The organism is Streptomyces sp. TLI_146 (assembly GCF_002846415.1).
Classification (GTDB): domain Bacteria; phylum Actinomycetota; class Actinomycetes; order Streptomycetales; family Streptomycetaceae; genus Streptomyces.
The window spans coordinates 4,474,068-4,491,938 of the sequence record NZ_PJMX01000001.1; the positions used below are offsets into that span (position 1 = coordinate 4,474,068).

The 17,871-nt window shown below is 71.6% G+C and carries 17 protein-coding genes; 5 read left to right on the forward strand and 12 right to left on the reverse strand.

Translation table 11 applies throughout. The annotated features are described in order from the left end of the window. Positions 1 to 93 precede the first annotated feature (93 nt). Entirely contained in the window at positions 94 to 855 is a 762-nt protein-coding gene (locus tag BX283_RS20030) for a phosphoglyceromutase (RefSeq protein ID WP_101388937.1), read from the reverse strand. A gap of 174 nt (positions 856 to 1,029) precedes the next feature. Between BX283_RS20030 and BX283_RS20035 the strand changes: the two genes are divergently transcribed. Further along, positions 1,030 to 2,304: an MFS transporter gene (locus BX283_RS20035; RefSeq protein ID WP_101388938.1), complete on the forward strand. Its 1,275-nt coding sequence runs from the start codon at positions 1,030 to 1,032 to the stop codon at positions 2,302 to 2,304. A 15-nt stretch (positions 2,305 to 2,319) separates the two neighbouring features. Here BX283_RS20035 and BX283_RS20040 read toward each other — a convergent pair whose 3' ends face one another. Further along, positions 2,320 to 2,829: a YbjN domain-containing protein gene (locus BX283_RS20040; protein WP_101388939.1), complete on the reverse strand. Its 510-nt coding sequence runs from the start codon at positions 2,827 to 2,829 to the stop codon at positions 2,320 to 2,322. After that, positions 2,822 to 4,165 (reverse strand): D-inositol-3-phosphate glycosyltransferase, encoded by a 1,344-nt coding sequence (gene mshA, locus BX283_RS20045; RefSeq protein ID WP_101388940.1) that lies wholly within the window; start codon positions 4,163 to 4,165, stop codon positions 2,822 to 2,824. The genes BX283_RS20040 and mshA overlap by 8 nt, the downstream gene beginning before the upstream one ends. Before the next feature lie 207 nt (positions 4,166 to 4,372). Between mshA and BX283_RS20050 the strand changes: the two genes are divergently transcribed. The 3 genes from BX283_RS20050 to BX283_RS20060 all read left to right on the forward strand — a co-directional run bounded on the left by BX283_RS20050 (position 4,373) and on the right by BX283_RS20060 (position 8,380). Further along, positions 4,373 to 5,161, forward strand: a complete 789-nt coding sequence (locus tag BX283_RS20050) for an SAM-dependent methyltransferase (protein WP_101388941.1) — start codon at positions 4,373 to 4,375, stop codon at positions 5,159 to 5,161. A 305-nt stretch (positions 5,162 to 5,466) separates the two neighbouring features. Further along, complete coding sequence (locus BX283_RS20055; RefSeq protein ID WP_101392472.1) at positions 5,467 to 6,483, forward strand: C40 family peptidase; 1,017 nt, start codon at positions 5,467 to 5,469, stop codon at positions 6,481 to 6,483. Positions 6,484 to 6,817: 334 nt separating this feature from the next. Then, a complete protein-coding gene (locus BX283_RS20060; RefSeq protein WP_257583211.1) occupies positions 6,818 to 8,380 on the forward strand; it encodes a PP2C family protein-serine/threonine phosphatase in 1,563 nt (520 codons plus the stop codon). Here BX283_RS20060 and BX283_RS20065 read toward each other — a convergent pair. The 6 genes from BX283_RS20065 to BX283_RS20090 form a co-directional block, all read right to left on the reverse strand. Beyond that, positions 8,377 to 8,724 (reverse strand): DUF2516 family protein, encoded by a 348-nt coding sequence (locus tag BX283_RS20065; RefSeq protein ID WP_257583213.1) that lies wholly within the window; start codon positions 8,722 to 8,724, stop codon positions 8,377 to 8,379. The two genes, BX283_RS20060 and BX283_RS20065, sit on opposite strands and share 4 nt — an antisense overlap. A 100-nt stretch (positions 8,725 to 8,824) precedes the next feature. Continuing rightward, a complete protein-coding gene (locus BX283_RS20070) occupies positions 8,825 to 9,442 on the reverse strand; it encodes a hypothetical protein (RefSeq protein WP_101388942.1) in 618 nt (205 codons plus the stop codon). 59 nt (positions 9,443 to 9,501) lie between these two features. Beyond that, complete coding sequence (locus BX283_RS20075; protein ID WP_101388943.1) at positions 9,502 to 9,927, reverse strand: helix-turn-helix domain-containing protein; 426 nt, start codon at positions 9,925 to 9,927, stop codon at positions 9,502 to 9,504. 104 nt (positions 9,928 to 10,031) lie between these two features. After that, entirely contained in the window at positions 10,032 to 10,616 is a 585-nt protein-coding gene (locus tag BX283_RS20080; RefSeq protein WP_101388944.1) for a YceI family protein, read from the reverse strand. Between the two features lie 202 nt (positions 10,617 to 10,818). Further along, on the reverse strand, positions 10,819 to 12,876 hold the full coding sequence (locus BX283_RS20085; protein ID WP_101388945.1) for an AAA family ATPase: 2,058 nt from the start codon (positions 12,874 to 12,876) through the stop codon (positions 10,819 to 10,821). Positions 12,877 to 12,943: 67 nt separating this feature from the next. Next, entirely contained in the window at positions 12,944 to 13,552 is a 609-nt protein-coding gene (locus BX283_RS20090; protein ID WP_101388946.1) for a TetR family transcriptional regulator, read from the reverse strand. Positions 13,553 to 13,672: 120 nt separating this feature from the next. Here BX283_RS20090 and BX283_RS20095 point away from each other — a divergent pair, with 120 nt between their 5' ends. Further along, on the forward strand, positions 13,673 to 14,644 hold the full coding sequence (locus tag BX283_RS20095; RefSeq protein ID WP_101388947.1) for a zinc-binding dehydrogenase: 972 nt from the start codon (positions 13,673 to 13,675) through the stop codon (positions 14,642 to 14,644). 225 nt (positions 14,645 to 14,869) lie between these two features. On the opposite strand, the gene BX283_RS20105 is transcribed toward BX283_RS20095, so the two are convergent. From BX283_RS20105 to BX283_RS20115, 3 genes are all read right to left on the reverse strand, one after another. Beyond that, entirely contained in the window at positions 14,870 to 16,006 is a 1,137-nt protein-coding gene (locus tag BX283_RS20105; protein ID WP_101388949.1) for an aminoglycoside phosphotransferase family protein, read from the reverse strand. 170 nt (positions 16,007 to 16,176) lie between these two features. Continuing rightward, complete coding sequence (locus tag BX283_RS20110; RefSeq protein WP_180357203.1) at positions 16,177 to 16,872, reverse strand: HAD family hydrolase; 696 nt, start codon at positions 16,870 to 16,872, stop codon at positions 16,177 to 16,179. 80 nt (positions 16,873 to 16,952) lie between these two features. Continuing rightward, positions 16,953 to 17,867: a GntR family transcriptional regulator gene (locus BX283_RS20115; protein WP_257583218.1), complete on the reverse strand. Its 915-nt coding sequence runs from the start codon at positions 17,865 to 17,867 to the stop codon at positions 16,953 to 16,955. Positions 17,868 to 17,871 lie beyond the last annotated feature (4 nt).

A 17,871-nucleotide genomic window follows, 5' to 3' on the forward strand; every position in this document is an offset into this window, starting at 1 on the left:
CGGAGAAGAGGCCGAGGGCCCCGAGCGGTCCCCGGCCGTGAAAATGCCTCCCGGCCGCGCCCTTCGCGCGGCCGGGAGGCATGATCACGTCGGCTACTTCTTCTTGCCCTGGTTCTTGACCGCCTCGATCGCGGCGGCGGCCGCATCCGGGTCGAGGTAGGTGCCGCCGGGCTTGACCGGCTTGAAGTCGGCGTCGAGCTCGTAGACGAGCGGGATGCCGGTCGGGATGTTCAGGCCCGCGATGTCGGCGTCGGAGATGCCGTCGAGGTGCTTGACCAGCGCGCGCAGCGAGTTGCCGTGGGCGGCGACCAGCACGGTCCGGCCCGCGAGCAGGTCCGGGACGATGCCGTCGTACCAGTACGGCAGCATGCGGACGACGACGTCCTTGAGGCACTCGGTGCGGGGGCGCAGCTCCGGCGGGATGGACGCGTAACGGGCGTCGTCGCTCTGCGAGAACTCCGTGCCGTCCGCGAGCTCCGGCGGCGGGGTGTCGTACGAGCGGCGCCACAGCATGAACTGCTCCTCGCCGAACTCGGCGAGCGTCTGCGCCTTGTCCTTGCCCTGGAGCGCGCCGTAGTGGCGCTCGTTCAGGCGCCAGCTGCGGTGGACCGGGATCCAGTGGCGGTCGGCGGACTCCAGCGCCAGTTGGGCCGTGCGGATCGCGCGCTTCTGGAGGGAGGTGTGCAGCACGTCGGGGAGCAGGCCGGCGTCCTTGAGCAGCTCACCGCCGCGCGCAGCCTCCTTCTCGCCCTTCGCGGTGAGGTTGACGTCCACCCACCCGGTGAACAGGTTCTTCTCGTTCCACTCGCTCTCGCCGTGGCGGAGGAGGATCAGCTTGTACGGTGCGTCGGCCATGCGTCCGAGCGTAATCGACGTTCGCGGGCCCTCGCGCGCGCGGGGAGGAAGGCGCCCAGGGCGTCTCGGCACGTGGACGATTGACGGACGGTGTCAATTGAGTGGCGGGTTCCGATCTCTGCGTCGTAAGTTGCGGCTATCGCCTGCGCCACTTACACATCTTCGGGGGAATCGATGTCCGTCGCCAGTCTCAGACGCGCCGCACGAGAGAGCGTCTCGGGTCTGCCCCGGGAGTTCTGGTGGCTGTGGACGAGCACGCTGATCAACCGGCTCGGGGCGTTCGTCGCCACCTTCATGACCCTCTATCTGACCCATGAGCGCGGCTACTCCGCCTCGTACGCGGGTCTTGTCGTCTCCCTGCACGGTCTGGGCGGGGTGGTCTCCTCGCTCGGCGCGGGCGTCCTGACCGACCGGCTCGGCCGCCGCCCCACGATGATGATCGCCCAGACGGCGACGGCCTTCTCGGTGGCGCTGCTCGGCTTCATGACCGACCCGGCGGCGATCGTCGCCGTCGCGTTCCTGGTCGGCATGGCCTCCAACGCCTCACGCCCGGCCGTCCAGGCGATGATGGCGGACATCGTGAAGCCCGAGGACCGGATGCGGGCGTTCTCGCTCAACTACTGGGCGATCAACCTCGGGTTCGCGGTCTCCTCGGCGGGCGCGGGCTTCGTCGCGCAGCACAGCTATCTGGCGGGCTTCCTCGGCGAGGCCGCGCTCACCCTGACCTGCGCGATCCTCGTCTTCCTCAAGCTGCCCGAGTCCCGGCCCGATCCGACATCGGCGGTACGGGAGAAGGGCCGCGAGCCGGAGGTCGGCCTCGGCACGGTGTTCCGCGACGGCCGCTTCATGGGCGTGGTCGGCCTGTCCTTCCTCATCTCCCTGATCTTCCAGCAGGGTTACGTCGGTCTGCCGGTGGCGATGGGCGCGGACGGCTTCTCCAGCGCGGACTTCGGTCTGGCGATCGCGGTCAACGGCGTACTGATCGTCGCCGTCCAGATCCCGGTCACCCGGGCCATCGAGCACCGCGACCCGCGCCGGCTCCTGATCGTCTCGGCGCTGCTGGCGGGATACGGGTTCGGGCTCACCGCGTTCGCGGGTTCGGTGGCGGTGTACGCGGCCACGATCTGCGTCTGGACGCTGGCCGAGATCGTCAACTCGCCCACCCAGACAGGTCTGGTGGTGCGCCTCTCGCCCGTCCACGGCCGGGGCCGCTACCAGGGCGTGTACACGATGTCCTGGTCGGTGGCGGCGCTGGTCGCCCCGCTGATGTCCGGCTATGTCGTCGACCACTTCGGCGCGGACTGGCTGTGGGCCGCCTGCGCGGTGCTCGGCACGGTGGCCGCGGCGGGGTACTGGCTGCTGATGCGGGGGCTGGACGACGGCGAGGACGTGGTGGCCGGGGTCGGCACCCCGGAGCGCGCCGACCTCCGTACGGACGCGGTGGCCTGATGGCCGCTCGCGGCTCTAGTTGCGCGGCGAGGGCCGGGACGGCGAGGACTTGGTCAGGTTGGCGAACGCATCCAGGTTCCGCGTCGACTCCCCCCGCGACACCCTCCACTCGTACTCCCGCCGGATCGCCGAGGCGAAGCCCAGTTCCAGGAGGGTGTTGAAGGAGCCGTCCGCCTCCTCCAGGACCGTGCCGAGCAGGCGGTCCAGCTCCTCGGGGGTGACCGAGGCGAGGGGGAGCTTGCCCGCGAGGTAGACGTCTCCGAGGTTGTCCACCGCGTAACCCACCCCGTACAGCCGCAGGTTGCGCTCCAGGAGCCAGCGGTGGACGCCCTGCTCGTTCTCGTCGGGGTGGCGAACCACGAAGGCGTTCACCGACAGGGAGTGGCGGCCCACCCGCAGCGAGCACGTGGTGGACAGCTTGCGCGTGCCCGGCAGCTTCACCACGTACGAGCCCGGCTCGGGGGACTCCCACTCCAGCTCGGCGTCCTTGAGGTACGCGTCGATCACAGCCAGTGCGTCAGCCATGGTGCGAGCGTACGCGACGGCGGTGTTCGTGCATCGCGGCGGTGTAGACGTCCGCCGTGGCCGACGCGGCCGTCCCCCAGCCGAAGGACTCGGCGTGCCGGGCGGCCGCCGCGCCCATCCGGTCCGCCAGCGTCGGGTCGTCCAGGAAGCGGCGCAGGGCGCGCGCGTAGTCGACGGGGTCGTGGCCCTCGACCAGGAAGCCGGTCTCGCCGGAGCGGACCGCGACCGGCAGACCGCCCACCGACGCCGCCACCACCGGCGTCCCCGCCGCCTGCGCCTCGATCGCCACCAGGCCGAAGGACTCGCTGTACGAGGGCATGACCAGCACCGACGCCGCCCGGAACCAGTCCGCGAGCCGGTCCTGGCCCACCGGCGGGTGGAACCGGACCACGTCGGAGATGCCGAGCCGGGCCGCCAGCTTGTGCAGCCCCTCCGGCTTCGCCAGACCGCTGCCCGACGGGCCGCCGATCACCGGCACCACCAGCCGCGAGCGCAGCGAGGGGGTCTCGGTGAGCAGTACCGCCACGGCCCGCAGCAGGATGTCCGGCGCCTTCAGCGGCTGGATGCGGCCCGCGAAGAGCGGGATCACCGCGTCCTGCGGCAGCCCGAGCCGGGCCCGGGCCGCCGCCCGGCCGTCCGCCGGGCGGAAGCGCTCCAGGTTCACGCCGGGGTGGACGACCGCGACCTTTCCGGGGTCGGCGTCGTAGAAGCGGACGAGCTCGTCGGCCTCCTCGGCGGTGTTGGCGATCAGCCGGTCCGCCGCGTTGACGATCTGCGTCTCGCCGATCACCCGGGCCGCGGGCTCGGGCGTGTCGCCGTCGGCGAGCGCGGCGTTCTTGACCTTGGCCATGGTGTGCATGGCGTGCACCAGCGGCACGCCCCAGCGCTCGGCGGCGAGCCAGCCGACGTGGCCGGAGAGCCAGTAGTGGGAGTGGACCAGGTCGTAGTGGCCGGGCCGGTGGCCCGCCCAGGCCTGCATCACGCCGTGGGTGAAGGCGCACAGCTGGGCGGGCAGCTCCTCCTTGGCCAGGCCCTCGTACGGCCCCGCGTCCACGTGCCGGACCAGGACCCCGGGCGCCATCTCGACCGTCGGGGCCAGCCCGCCCGTCGTCGCCCGGGTGAAGATCTCGACCTCGATGTTGATCGCGGCGAGCCGCTTGGCGAGCTCCACGATGTAGACGTTCATCCCGCCCGCGTCGCCCGTGCCCGGCTGGTGCAGCGGCGAGGTGTGGACGCTGAGCATGGCGATCCGCCGCGGCCTGCGATGGCCCCCGGGGAGCCTGAGCCGGGGCGGCCCCGCCAGGGTGCCGGTGAACCGGGACACGTACTGGCTCACGTCGACGTCCTCTCGACCGGGGGCAGGGCGGGTGGGGTCCCCCTGCTCCTTAAGAACTCGGGGGAGCTGGGCATGGCTTGTCGAGGACCCGTACGGGCCCTCAATGAGCGGTAACCACCGGAACCCTTCCTTCCATTCCGCCTCCCTGCACTTTTGCCGAAATCTTGCCCGCCACCTCCTCTCACCAGGGGCGCCTACCCTCGTCCTATGGCTCCACCCAAGCGACCCGTCGGCACCGTCACACGCGGCACCACCAACCCGAACCGGCTCCGCCGCATGGACCGCTGGATCGCCGAGGTCCACGGGCCCGCGCTGCGCCGCGCCGAGGCACCGGTCGCGGTGGACCTGGGGTACGGGGCGGCCCCCTGGACGGCCGTCGAGCTGCTCCAGCGGCTGCGGACCGCCGCGCCCGCCGTGTCGGTGGTGGGGATCGAGATCGAGCCGGCCCGGGTCGCGGCCGCGAAGCCGTACGAGCGGGAGGGCCTCACCTTCCTGCACGGCGGCTTCGAGGTGCCGCTGCCGCAGCCGCCGCTGCTGATCCGGGCGGCGAACGTGCTGCGGCAGTACGAGGAGGGCGAGGTCGCGGCGGTGTGGGCGCGGCTGTGCGGGCGGCTCGCGGAGGGCGGGCTGCTGGTCGAGGGCACCTGCGACGAGATCGGACGGCGGCACGTGTGGGTGGCGCTGGACGCCTCGGGCCCGCGCACGGTGACCTTCGCGACCCGGCTGGGCTCCCTGGAGCGCCCGTCCGACCTGGCGGAACGGCTGCCGAAGGCGCTGATCCACCGGAACGTGCCGGGCGAGCCGGTCCACGCGTTCCTGCGCGACTTCGACCGGGCGTGGGCGGCGGCGGCCCCGTACGCCTCGCTGGGGGCGCGGCAGCGGTGGATCCGGGCGGTCCGGGACCTGGCGGCGGACTGGCCGCTGCGGGACGGGCCGCGGCGGTGGCGACAGGGGGAGGTCACGGTGGAGTGGGGGGCGCTGGCCCCTCGGGGGTGAACCCCGGCGTGCCCCGACAGGGCCGATTGACCTCGCACGAGTGAATGCCGGGGTGCGACGGCGTCAGGGGGAACGCACCGCGCCCGCCGTTCGTCCCACTCGCGGGGAGTGACCCGTGAGGTGCCGTCCGCCCCTGTCGTTTTGGGGGACGGCATGGCACCATCACGACGTTGCCAGAATGTTACTGACGGTAAATCACATACCGTTCTGCCTGGTGTTGTCCGGTTGTTGGAGGGGGAGACTTAGTGCAGCCGCGCCGCTTGGCCACCGCGATCACCGTGGTGTGCGCCTTGACCGTGCTCGCGATGCCGGCGACGGCGTTCGCCGCGCCGAATCCGCAGCCGGACCCGACCACCTCGTCCGCTCCCCCGGCCCCGCCGGTGTCGTCGAAGAGCCTCGACGACGTGCGCAAGGAGATAGACGAGCTGTACCGGCAGGCGGCGGTCGCGACCGAGGCGTACAACCAGGCCCAGGAGCAGACCAAGCTCCAGTCGGCCGAGATCGTGAAGATCGCCCAGGAGATCGTCAAGGGCGAGGCGCGGATCAAGCAGCTGAAGGACCAGGCGGGGGCGACGGCCCGGCTCCAGTACCGCACGGGCGGGCTGCCGCTCGGCGCCCAGATGATGCTCAGCGGCAACCCGGACGGCTTCCTGGACGGCGCCGACCGGCTGCGCCAGGGCCAGCAGGCCGCACAGGGGATGCTGGCCGAACTGAACCGTACGCAACAGGACTTGGCGCAGTACTCGAAGGACGCCTCCGCCCAGTGGAAGAAGCTGGAGGCGAACCGGGTCAAGAAGGAGACCGCCAAGAAGGAGATCACCGGCAAGATCGCGGCCGCCGAGAAGCTGGAGTCCCAGCTGGAGGCGAAGGAGCGCGAGCGGCTGGCGGAGCTGGAGCGCCAGCAGCAGTACAAGGCGCAGACGGACTGGCTCAGTTCGGGGATATTGAAGGAGATCAACGGCAAGGCGAGCGATCAGGGCCGCAGGGCGGTGACGTTCGCGACCGACCAGATCGGCAAGCCGTACGTGTGGGGCGCGGAGGGACCGAAGTCGTACGACTGCTCCGGCCTGACGTCCCAGGCGTGGCTCGCGGCGGGCCGGGGCATCCCGCGCACCTCGCAGGAGCAGTGGGCACAACTGCCGCATGTCGCCATCAAGGACATGCGACCGGGCGATCTCATCATCTACTTCGCGGACGCGACGCATGTCGGGATGTACATAGGGGACGGCGCGATCGTGCACGCGCCCCGGCCGGGCCGGAACGTGACGATCGCGGGCGCGGGCACGATGCCGATCCTGGGGGTTGTGCGGCCGGACAAGTAGCGGGGCACGCCGGGGGCGTGGGGGCCGGGCGGTGTGGCGGGATGCCGGAGGTGGTCCGGCGGCCGGGCCATGCGTAGGGTGCCGTGCCCGGAGGCCAGGCGGCGCGTGGGGTGCCCGGAGGTGACCCGGCGGCCGGGCGGCGTGTCGGGTGCCGGAGGTGGTCCGGCCGTGCGGGCGCCCGGAGAAGTGCGGCATGTGGCATATGCCATGAGCCATTTGCCGAACAGTCACCGAACGCCATTCCGCTGCGCGGCCGACTGACGCTAGGGTCCCGGACTGGCGGCAACGCAGCCCGGCGTTCCGCGGCGCCCTCGAAAGGAGGGAGACCGGAACGATGCCCGCACCGCAGATGTGGTCCCCTCGGACGCCCCCGCCGGGGCCGGGCGAGCCTGCCCCGGTCACCCCGGCCGCACCGGGCCCCGCGAAGGGACCGGGCACCCCCGCCGAGGCCCCGGCCGCACCGGGCCCCGCGAAGGGACCGGGCACCCCCGCCGAAACGGGCGACCTCGCGCGACCGGGCGACCTGGTACGACCTGACGCCCTGCTGGGCCAGGGCGGCCCGCAAGGTCCCGGCCGTCCGGCGACCGAGGCAGGTCCCGGCGCGACGGCCACCGGCCTGGGCGCGAGCGCGGGCCCGGGCACGAACCACGTCCCGGGCACCCTCCCGCACCCCGGACGCGCCGCCGACCCGCACGGCCCCGCGCCGCAGGCCACCGCCCTCAATCTGCTCGTCATCGAGGACGACCCCGTCGGCCCCTTCACCGTCTCCGAGCTGCTGCACACCGCGGAAACCCGGGTGCGGATCCGTACCGCGCGCAATCTCACCGAGGCCGAGCGGCTGCTCACCGACGACGTGAACTGCATCCTGCTCGACCTCGCGCTGCCCGGCCGCGACCCCGACGACGAGCTCGCCGCGCTGCGGGCCCTGCTGCGGCTCGCGCCCCGGCACGCGGTCCTCGCCCTCACCGCCTCCACCCACGCCGAACGCGCCGCCGAGGCCGTCCGTGTCGGCGCGCAGGACTACCTCTTCCGCGACGAGCTGGACGGCAGACTGCTGAGCCGGGCCATCCGGTACGCGGTGGAGCGCAAGCGCGCCGACACCGCGCAGTACAAGCTCACGGAGTCACGGCTGCGCGCCCAGGAGAACGCCCGCCTGGAACGCGGGCTGCTCCCGACGCCGCTGCTCGACGGCTCCGACCTGCGGTTCGCCGCCCGCTACCGGCCGGGCCGGTCCCGCGCCCTGCTCGGCGGCGACTTCTACGACACGGTCCGCACCCCCGACGGCACCGTCCACGCCATGATCGGCGACGTCTGCGGCCACGGCCCCGACGAAGCGGCGCTCGGGGTGGAACTGCGCATCGCCTGGCGGGCGTTGACGCTGGCCGGGCTGTGCGGCGACGCGCTTCTGACGACCCTTCAGCAGGTCCTGGAGCACGAGCGCGACGGCGACGAGATCTTCGCGACGCTCTGCACGGTCGACATCGCCCCGGACGGCCGCCGCGCCGAGCTGAGCCTGGCGGGCCACCCGGCCCCGCTGATCGCCCGCGCGGGCAGCCCCGCGAGCCTGCTCGCGTACGAGAGCGGGGGCCCGGCGCTCGGGCTGCTGCCGCAGACCCGCTGGCCGCGCCGCCGGGTCGAACTGGGGGACGCGTGGAGCCTGTTGATGTACACGGACGGCCTGATCGAGGGCCGCACCGGCGTCGGCAACCAGCGGCTGGGCCAGGAGGGCATGACCGAGATGGTCAACCGTCTGCTGACGACGGGCCTGGGCGGCGAGTCGCTCCTGGAGGCGGCGGTCACCGAGGCCCGCGAGCTCAACGGCGGCGAACTCACCGACGACGTGGCGGTGTTGCTGCTCGAAAGGACGGGGCCGGGCCTTGAGAAGCCGTCGGCCTAGCGGCCGCCGTTGTACGGCCCGTACGGACCGTCGCTGCTGGATCCGCCGCGACGGCCGCCGCGCCCGCGCCCGCCGCTGATCTGCCGCACCGCCGGGCGGACGTCCACGATGTAGACGATCACCGCCACCGCGCCGATCACCGGCAGGAACGAGAGCACCGGGAACAACACGCTGACCAGCAGGGCGATGGCCAGGATGATCAGCCAGAACGGCTTGGTCTGCTTGTCCACCGCACGGAACGCGTCCTCACGGCGGAAGGCCGCGTCCACGAGCGCGAACAGGCTCAATGCGGTCAGGGCTGTACTCAGCAGCCACATGAACCCCGTGAATCCCTGCATCAGCACGGTCGTCCACCACCTTTCCCGGAATCGCTCCTACGCGGCCAAGGTACCCGTCCAACGCGGCGGACACCGAAAAGGTGCCCGCCGCCGCGACGGGACCCGCTCACTCCGCGGGCTTGGCCGCGGTCTTCTTGGCCGTGCTCTTGCGCGCGGTCGTCTTCCTGGCGGACGCGGGCTTGGCCTCGGCGGAGGAGTCGGACGAGTCGGACGAGTCGCCGGCAGGAGCCTCCGGCTCGGACGTGGAGGTCCCGGAGCCCTTCGGCTCGATGGCCTCGGCGACCTCCAAGATCTCCTCGGCGGCCTCGCCGCGCCACTCCTTGACGACCTCCTGGCCGCGCTCGGCCACCTTGTCGTAGCCCTCACGGGCCTTGACCAGGGACTCGGCCGCGAAGCCGACCGCCTGGAGGGCGAGGTGCTGGACGGAGTCGCCCAGCTTCTTCACGTCGCCGTCGAGCGCGCCGACGACCTCGGTCACCTTGGCGGTGACGACGGCCTGGGCCTCCTTGGCCTGGGCGACGACCTTGTCCTGGACGACCTTGGGGTCGGTCTTGCGCACGGCCTCGACCCGCGCCGGGACCTCGGTCTGGAGCCGCTCGACGATGACCGGGATCTTCTCCGGGACCTTCGCGGCCTGCTTGGCGCCGAGGTCGAGCGCGCCGGCGACGAAGAACAGGGGCTTGGGGTCGGTCAGGGCATTACGCAGCTCATCGGTGACGGCCATGCTGGTTTCCTCCCGGATCAGTGATCAGTACCTGGATCAGCTCGTGGGGAGCCGATGGATCAGCTCTTGGGAGCCGATGGGTCATCGCCCGTGCCGTCCTCGTCGCCCTCGCCCTGGGCCGAAGCAGGTGCGTCCGCGTCGAGCCCGTTCTCCTTGCGGAAGGACTCGTAGATCTGGATCAGCACCTGCTTCTGCCGCTCGTCGAGCGAGGGGTCGGCGAGGATGACGCTCCGTGTCTCCGCCGCTTCCGGCGCCCGTTCGTCGAGGATCCCGGCCTGCACGTACAGCGTCTCGGCGGAGATCCGCAGCGCCTTGGCGAGCTGCTGGAGGATGTCCGCGCTCGGCTTGCGCAGCCCGCGCTCGATCTGGCTCAGATACGGATTGGACACACCGGCGGCATCCGCGAGCTGCCGCAACGAGAGCTGGGCGTTACGCCGCTGCTCGCGCAGGAACCCGCCGAGATTGCCGACGTTGAGCGATGCCATACCCCGATACTGCCCCTTCCCCGCTAACTATTGCAAGCACGTGCTTGCAAAAGTGTGCCGCGCCACGCCGGGCCGCGCTTCGCCCCCGACCCCCAGCACCCCAATCAGCCCCGGCTCGCCTCCACATCCAGCGTGATCTTGATGGTGTCGCCGAGGGTCGCGCCCACCGCCCCGCCGGTGACGCCGAAGTCCTTGCGGCCGATCCTGGTGGTCGCGGTGAAGCCCACCACCGAGCGGCCCTCGTACCCCTTGCCGAAGCCGTGCAGCTCCAGGTCGAGGGTGACGGGACGGGTGACGCCGCGGACGCTCAGCTCGCCGTCGAGCAGGAAGCCCTCGGCGCCGCCGGGCCGGACCCCGGTCGAGCGGAAGGTCATCTCGGGGAACTCCTCCGCGTGCAGGAAGTCCGCCGACCGGATGTGGTTGTCGCGCTGCTCGTGCGCCGTGGAGACCGAGGCGATCTTGATCGTCGCGGTGACCGAGGACTCCAGCGGGTTCTCGGCGAGCACGATCTCGCCCTCGAACTCGTCGAACCGGCCGCGCACGTTGGCGACGCCCAAGTGCCGTACGGCGAAGGCGATTTCGGAGTGGACCGGGTCGATCACCCAGGTGCCGGGCTCATAGCCGGGCAGCTCGGCGGCCGAGACGGCCCGCTCGGGTGACGCGGAGGACGAGGAGGAAGTGGCGGTCATGCTGGTGGCCCCCTGAAGGCGTAGGCGTTCGAGTGGTGGTGCTCGCGTTGCCCTGCTCTGCCGCCCCGCGCCTCCTTGCCCCGCGCAGGGCTCGACCTCGCCCCGCGTAGGGCTCGGTCCCATGCTTGAACCCTCCACAACATAGTGAGTCGAGGCCATGCGCGCACCCAACTGCCGTATGAAATACGGGTGTTGCACACCCCTACCGCAGCGCCGCCGGCAGCGGCCGACTGTGCAGGACCTCCAGCCGGGACACCGCCCGCGTCAGCACCACGTACAGCCGGTGCAGTCCGCGCTCCTCCGCCTCCGCGATCGCCGCCGGCTCCACGGCCACCACATGGTCGTACTCCAGCCCCTTGGCCACCGTCGCGGGCAGCACCGTCACCCGGGCCGCCGCCGTCAGGTCGTCCGCCTCCGCCGTCGCCACGCCCGCCGCCGCGAGGGCCGCGCGCAGCTCCGGTACGTCCGCGTCGCACGCGATCACCCCCACCGACCCCTCCCGCGCAAGCGCCGCCCGTACGGAGTCGACCAGCGCGGCTCGTACGTCCTCGACCCGCCGCACCGCCAACTCCCCGTCCCGGCGCAGCGAACGGGACGGGGGTACGGTCACGTCGAGCGCCCCGAGCAGCCCGTTCGCCAGGGCCACGATCGCCGCCGGGACCCGGAAGCCGGTCGTCAGCGGGACCACCGGGGCGTCCGGCTTGCCGAGGTGCGCCAGGCGCTCCGGCCAGTCGCGGGCCGCCCACGGGGTGGTGCCCTGCGCCAGGTCGCCGAGCACGGTCAGCGAGCCGAAGCCGGAGCGGCGGGCGACGGCCCGACACTGCATCGGGGAGAGGTCCTGCGCCTCGTCGACGACGATGTGGCCGTATCCCTGCGGACGTTCGATCAGCCCGGCGAGCTCGTCGAGCAGCACCTGGTCGGCCGCCGACCACTTGGCCGACTTGTACGAGCGCGGCGCCCGGCTCCACAGCAGCCGCTTCTGCTCCTCGGCGTCCAGCACGCCGTCGGCGGCCGCCGCCAGGACGTCCGGGTCCGTGAAGAGCGCCGCCAAGACCTCCTCGGGCGTGACCTTCGGCCAGGCCGCGTCCACGAACGCGGAGACCGGACGGGCCCGCGAGATCCGTTGCAGCCAGGTGTTGTTCATCGGCCCGGCCCGGCGCTCGGCCTCCAGCTGGATGACGCGGACAGCCCGGCTGCGGACCCGCTCGCGCCCCACGGCGTACGGGGGCGCCTCGGCCCGTACCTCCTCGACGATCCTCGCCAGCTCGCCGCCGGTCACCCGCCAGCGGTACGAGCCGTCGGGCACCTCGACCGGCTCGTACCGCCCGGCGGGGTCGTCCACGCGCGCGTAGAGCGCCCGGTGCAGCACGCGCGCCATCCGGGCGTCGTGCTTGACGACGGCCGCGGCCTCGTCGTCGACCGCCCGGACGGGCCCGCGCGCGACCTCGTCGTCGACCGTCGACTGCCGGATGTCGATCTCGCCCAGGGCGGGCAGGACCTGGGCGATGTAGTGGAGGAAGGTCCGATTGGGGCCGAGGACCAGGAGGCCGCCGCGCTGGATGCGCTGCGGGTAGGTGTAGAGCAGATACGCGGCCCGATGCAGCCCGACGGCCGTCTTGCCGGTGCCGGGCGCACCCTGGACGCAGAGGGACTGGCCCAGCTCGGAGCGTACGAGGTCGTCCTGCTCGGGCTGGATGGTGGCGGCGATGTCGCGCATGGGGCCGACGCGGGGGCGCTCGATCTCGGCGGCGAGGATGCCGCCGACCTGCTGCGCCTCCTCTGCGGCCGGGGCGCCCAGCCGCTCGTCCTCCATGCTCGTGAGGTCCTCGGGAGCGCCGAGGCTGCCCGGGGCCCAGCCGAACCGGCGGCGGACGGCGACGCCCAGCGGGTCGCGGGTCCCGGCCTGGTAGAAGGTCCGCGAGACGGGCGCCCGCCAGTCGACGACCAGCGGCGGCGCCGAAGGGTGCTCGCTGATGCGGCGGCGGCCGATGTAATAGCGCTGCCCGGCGTGGTCGCCGGACGCGGCGCCGTCCTCGAAGTCCAGCCGCCCGAAGAACAGCGGACTGTCCGGCTCCTGCCGCAACTCCTTGGCCCAGCTGCGCAGTTGGTACCCGAGCACCTCTGCGTCCGCGCCGGAGGCGAACGCGTTCTCGCCGATGACGACCCGGACGTCCGCGCCTTCGACCATGCCGGCCAGGGCCGCGCGGCAGGCTTCGTGGTAGGTCCGTTCCTGACTGAGTTCGCGGTCGAGTGGCGTCATGGATCCAGCGTAACGCAACCCAGTTAAATTTTTTACTCAGTAACGAAATACGGGGGCGGGTATTGATTTACGCGTACCGGCCCAGCCCGTCCCTCAGCTGCGCGAATGCCTCCTCGGCGGCCACGACCGCATCCCCGTACACCTCCTCGGCGCTCTCCCCGGCCTGGATCCGCCGCCAGTTCTCCTCCGCGAGGATCCGCTGTACGGCGATGATCTGGCCGGCCGCGAGGCGCGCCCCGATGTCCGTGCCCAGGGCCTGCGCGAGCGCGCCCTCGGCCCGGCCCTGATAGGAGAACAGCCGGGCGACGAGGCTGGGTGTCCCGTACAGCAGCCCGTGGTACGCGCGGACCCGCGGATCGTCGTTCAGCCCGGTCACGGGGTCGCGGCCGTCGAGCCCGGCGAGGAAATGGCGGCGCAGGGCGGGTAGCGGGGCGACCCCCTCCGTACGCCCCTGCTCGACCACCCGGGCCGCCTCGTCCTCGTGGTCGGAGAACCGGTGCAGGGCCAGGTCCTCCTTGGCCGGGAAGTAGCGGAAGAGGGTCGGCTTGGAGATCCCGGCGGCGGCCGCGACCTCCGCGACCGGCACGTTGTCGAAGCCCTTCTCCAGGAAGAGGGCGATCGCCACGTCCGAGACGGCCTGGTACGTCTGCTGCTTCTTCTGCTCCCGCAAACCCATGGGGCGAGCGTACGGGGAGGGCGCGGGAGGGGCGGGGGCGGCGGGCGCTTGACCTCAACCCCGCTTGAGGAAAAAGACTGCGATCACAGACTTCGACTGACAACTGGATGGGTGACCGGCATGCGCGTGGCTCAGGTGGAGAGGTTCGGCGGCCCGGAGGTACTGGTTCCGGCGGAGCTGCCGGACCCGGTGGCCGGGCCCGACGAGGTGGTGATCGCGGTCGACCACATCGACACGCTGTTCGTGCAGACGCAGATACGGGCGGGCGCGTTCGGGGAGTACTTCGACGTACGGCCGCCGTACGTGCCCGGCGGCGGGGTCTCCGGCACGGTGACCTCCACCGGCGCGGAGGTCGACCCGGCGGTGTGGTCGGGCCGCCGGGTGATCGCCGCGGTGGACCCCGGCAGCTACGCCTCGCTGGCCGCCGTCCCCGTCGACCACCTGGTCCCGGTCCCCGACGGCGTCGGCCTGCGCGAGGCGGCCGCCCTGGTCCACGACGGCGTGACCGCACTGGCCCTGCTGGACCTCACGGCCCTGAAGGCGGGCGAGACGGTCCTGATCACGGGGGCGTCGGGGGGAATGGGCACGCTGCTGGTGCAGCTGGCGCGGTCGCGGGGGGCGCGGGTGGTGGCGCTGGCGCGCGGCGCGGAAAAACTTTTCCTGGTACGGGAGTTGGGCGCCCACGAGGTGGTGGACGCGGAGCTTCCCGACTGGCCCCGGCGCGCCGCGGAGGCGCTGGGCGGGGGTGCGGATGTGGTCCTGGACGGGGTGGGCGGCGCCGTGGGGTCGGCGGCGTTCCCCCTGACCGCACCCGGCGGCCGCTTCTCGGCCCACGGCGCGCCGACGGGCGACGGGTTCGCGGCGGTGCCTCTGGAGGAGGCCGGCCGCCGCTCGATCACGGTCCTGGGCATCGCCGATGTCCAGATCCCCCCTGCGCAGCGGGTGTCCCTGGCGGCCCGGGCTCTGGAGGAGGCAGCAGCGGGCCGCCTGCGGCCGGTCGTCGGGGCGGTGTATCCGCTGGAGCGGGCGGGGGAGGCTCATGCGGTTATTGAGGGGCGGGGGGTGGTGGGGAAGGTGTTGTTGAGTGTGTAGGCCGCTATTCGTCTGCGGGTGGGTGGTGGCTGGTCGCGCAGTTCCCCGCGCCCCTGAACCCGCCTTCGTCCGCAGACCGTATGCGGCTGAGCGCGCAGTTCCCCGCGCCCCTTAAGTGCCGCTGACGCGGCAATCCCCTGGGCGCCCCGGAAGGGGTGCTTCCAGGGGCGCGAGGAACTGCGCGACCAGCCCACCACCGGCCCGCAGACGAACCCCGGGCCGCCCCTACCCCCTCCGCCCCCGCAACCACTCCCCGTATGCCTCCCGAATCTCCCGCCGCGTAGGCACCCCGCGCAGCCCGAGTGCGTCCTTCGCCATGGCCAGGACCCGCTGGACCTTCCGGGCGGCCCGGGCCAGACGCAGTCGGCCGGGGCCCGGCCCGGTCGCGGCCCCCGCCACCAGCGCCAGCGCCCCCGCGCCAACCAGCAGCCCCACGGCCGTACGGATGATGTCGGTGTAGACGGACTGCGCCTGCTTGAACGCGAGCAGGTGAGGCAGGTCCCGCTCCCACCCGTTCGAGGCCCTGGGGCGCGCGGCCTCGACCGCCCGCCGCCACACCTCCTTGACCCGGCGTGCGTCACACTCCGGGTAGTTCATCAGGTGCAGATGGGTCGCCAGGTCGTACAACGGGTCCCCGATCATGGCGAGTTCCCAGTCGATGAACCAGAGGTCGCCCCGCGAGTCGACGATCAGATTCCGCCGGTGCAGATCCCCGTGCACAAGGGAGAACGGCCGCTCGGCCAGCGTCTCGGCCCGTTCCCGGAGTCCATTCAACGAAGTGGCCGAAACACCCAGCCTGTCGAATAGCGAACCGAACTCCCCGCGGTTCTTCTCGTAGACCTCGTCCTGAGTGAAGTCGATCATCCCGCGGAGGAAGCCGGGGGTGTCACCGTCCTGGACCGACAGCCAGGGAGGATCCCCGGAAAGCGTTTCCAGGGTCAGCTCACCGGGCTTGACGGCAGCCATCTCCCCGAATAATTTCCCCAGTTGACCGACATGGCGCTCCGACATACGGCCGAGCCCGAATCGCCCCTCCCGGAGCGTCCGGCCCTCGACGAAACCCTGAAGGAACAGCCCCGCCATGAATTCGGCGCATTCCGGAATACGCGAGACACGGCCCCTCAGTGCCATCAGCAACTCGTCCTCGGAAGCGAAGGTACGCCGGTCGAACCAGAGCAGACCTTCCCGCCGCATCCGCAGCTTTCCCCGCGCATATCCCTCACCCAGCGGATTCCCCGACGGAAGGACGATCGCGTACGCCTCGTGGTGGTGTCCCTGGAGCGGCCCGTACACGCCCCGGTCACCGTCGCGGCTGAGCTTGACCGCGACCTCGCGGGCCGTGGACGCCGTTTCGGGTGCCATCAAGTCGAGCCTTCGAGGTGCGGCGCGGGACAGGTGCCGCGGGAGCGGAGGATCTGGAGCGGGACCCTATCGGCAACCGGGCCCGGAATAGGCAGATCCGGCTGTTTACACCGTCGGTGTCGCACCGCCGGTGTCGCCCGAAACCTCTCCGCCCTGCCTCCTCGACGCTCTCACCTGCCCAAAAGCTCACTGAGCGACGTCACGACCGGCATTCGGCCATACCATCGGCGTTCATGTATTCGTTCGCTCGATATGCGGCTTTTCTTCGATTCTGGCGCGTATGCAATGAACGTCACCCCGAGCCGGTCGGCGGCTATCAGATCGTTGCTGGAGTCCCCGATCATGACGGACTCCTCCGGCTTGGAGCCGGTCGAGTCGAGGACGCGCGACAGCGAGTCCGGGTCCGGCTTCAGCTTGGCAATGTCCTGCCCCCGGCCGTGCACATGCGTGCCGAAACTTCCGTCCAGACGCATCCGTCTGAGATACGCGACGGCCGCTGCGGCCGAATTGTTCGTGGCAATGCCGAGCCGGACCCGTACGGCCACCAGCTCGCATATCAATTCAGCCGCGCAGTCCGTCGGTCGAGCGGACTCGGCGGCCCGCTCCTCCTGCTCGGTGAGACGTTTCTCCAGCCCTTCCACACAGGGGTCGCCCGGATGGCTCTGCTCGACCAGTCCGAGATATCCGAGGGGGTCGTCCGCGAACTTCCCTGGCGGGACAGCCACTTCGAGGTCCTTCTCCAGCCAGGTGTGCAGATCCTTCACCACATCGGACGCCGTGTATTCCGCGAAGAGATCGCACACCGGCCCGTCGAAGTCGAAGATGACGCAATTCGCAGCATTGAGGAGATCACGCGGGTAGCCCACATCGCTCCATCCGTCGAGGAGAAGGCAGAATAGCGTCGCCCCGCCTCCCATGCTGCCCCGGCGCCGCGACTCCCCATTCCTCAACCACCCAGGTTGAGACTGGTGGTGATGGTGACCCAGAGGTTGTCGAACCACCGTTGCGACCGTTCCACGAACGCCGCGTCCCGCGACCCGCCGCCGCGCAGGTACTGGAACAGCATCGACTCGTAACCCAGCGAGTCGTAGATCTCCACCGACCTGTCGGCGATCCCCTGCTCGCGCTCGACGATGTCGTAGTAGCCGAAGAGCGCCTCGGAGCCGTTGAGCAGATACAGCTTGATCGGCGAGGTCAGCGGCAGTGCCTGGAACTCGATGCGGATGTCGATCTCCTCGCCGTTCGCCCCCTTGATGAGGCGCAGCGCCTCCAGGTTGTCCCGCAGGACAAGGCCCTGGGTGTTGCGCTGGCTCAGCCACCGTTCGTGGACCAGCCGGTCGCCGTCCGCCGAGCGGTGGACGGGCCGGGGGAAGGCGAGATTGATGTTCCGGTCCGGCAGCAGCACCCGCACATGCACCGACTCCGGCCGGAACAGCCCCGCATGGATCGCCCCCAACGGCTCCCCCAGCGCCAGATTCAGCGTCTCCGTCGTCAGGCACACCGCGTCGATCCGGACCTCCTTCGCGCGGAACGCCTCCGCCACCCGGGGGCTGAGGACCGCCGCCGTGCGCTTCGGTTCCTCGTCCGAGGGGCGGGACGCGGCCGGGACCGCGCTGGCGATCTTCGCGGGGGCGCCCTTGCGGCCCTCGGTGATCAGGCCCTCGGCGTGCAGCTGCTGGAGGGCCTGGCGCACCACCGTCCGCTCCACGCCGTAGTGCTCCACCAGCCAGGCCTGGGTGGGCAGTTTGGCGCCGACCTTGAGCTCGCCCGCGCGGATCCGGGCCCGCAGGGAGGCCGCCACGTCGTCGGGGGTGCGCCTGGCGCCCCCGCCGTCCGTCACCTCATCAGGTTGCGAAGTCACATCT

What these genes read in the sequence shown, in the direction of transcription:
- BX283_RS20085 (WP_101388945.1), bottom strand. Translation starts at nt 12,876, where the DNA reads ATGACGCCACTCGACCGCGAACTCAGTCAGGAACGGACCTACCACGAA.
- BX283_RS20080 (WP_101388944.1), bottom strand. Translation starts at nt 10,616, where the DNA reads ATGACCGCCACTTCCTCCTCGTCCTCCGCGTCACCCGAGCGGGCCGTC.
- BX283_RS20035 (WP_101388938.1), top strand. Translation starts at nt 1,030, where the DNA reads ATGTCCGTCGCCAGTCTCAGACGCGCCGCACGAGAGAGCGTCTCGGGT.
- BX283_RS20090 (WP_101388946.1), bottom strand. Translation starts at nt 13,552, where the DNA reads ATGGGTTTGCGGGAGCAGAAGAAGCAGCAGACGTACCAGGCCGTCTCG.
- BX283_RS20075 (WP_101388943.1), bottom strand. Translation starts at nt 9,927, where the DNA reads ATGGCATCGCTCAACGTCGGCAATCTCGGCGGGTTCCTGCGCGAGCAG.
- BX283_RS20040 (WP_101388939.1), bottom strand. Translation starts at nt 2,829, where the DNA reads ATGGCTGACGCACTGGCTGTGATCGACGCGTACCTCAAGGACGCCGAG.
- BX283_RS20070 (WP_101388942.1), bottom strand. Translation starts at nt 9,442, where the DNA reads ATGGCCGTCACCGATGAGCTGCGTAATGCCCTGACCGACCCCAAGCCC.
- BX283_RS20060 (WP_257583211.1), top strand. Translation starts at nt 6,818, where the DNA reads ATGCCCGCACCGCAGATGTGGTCCCCTCGGACGCCCCCGCCGGGGCCG.
- BX283_RS20105 (WP_101388949.1), bottom strand. Translation starts at nt 16,006, where the DNA reads ATGGCACCCGAAACGGCGTCCACGGCCCGCGAGGTCGCGGTCAAGCTC.
- BX283_RS20050 (WP_101388941.1), top strand. Translation starts at nt 4,373, where the DNA reads ATGGCTCCACCCAAGCGACCCGTCGGCACCGTCACACGCGGCACCACC.
- BX283_RS20030 (WP_101388937.1), bottom strand. Translation starts at nt 855, where the DNA reads ATGGCCGACGCACCGTACAAGCTGATCCTCCTCCGCCACGGCGAGAGC.
- BX283_RS20095 (WP_101388947.1), top strand. Translation starts at nt 13,673, where the DNA reads ATGCGCGTGGCTCAGGTGGAGAGGTTCGGCGGCCCGGAGGTACTGGTT.
- BX283_RS20055 (WP_101392472.1), top strand. Translation starts at nt 5,467, where the DNA reads ATGCCGGCGACGGCGTTCGCCGCGCCGAATCCGCAGCCGGACCCGACC.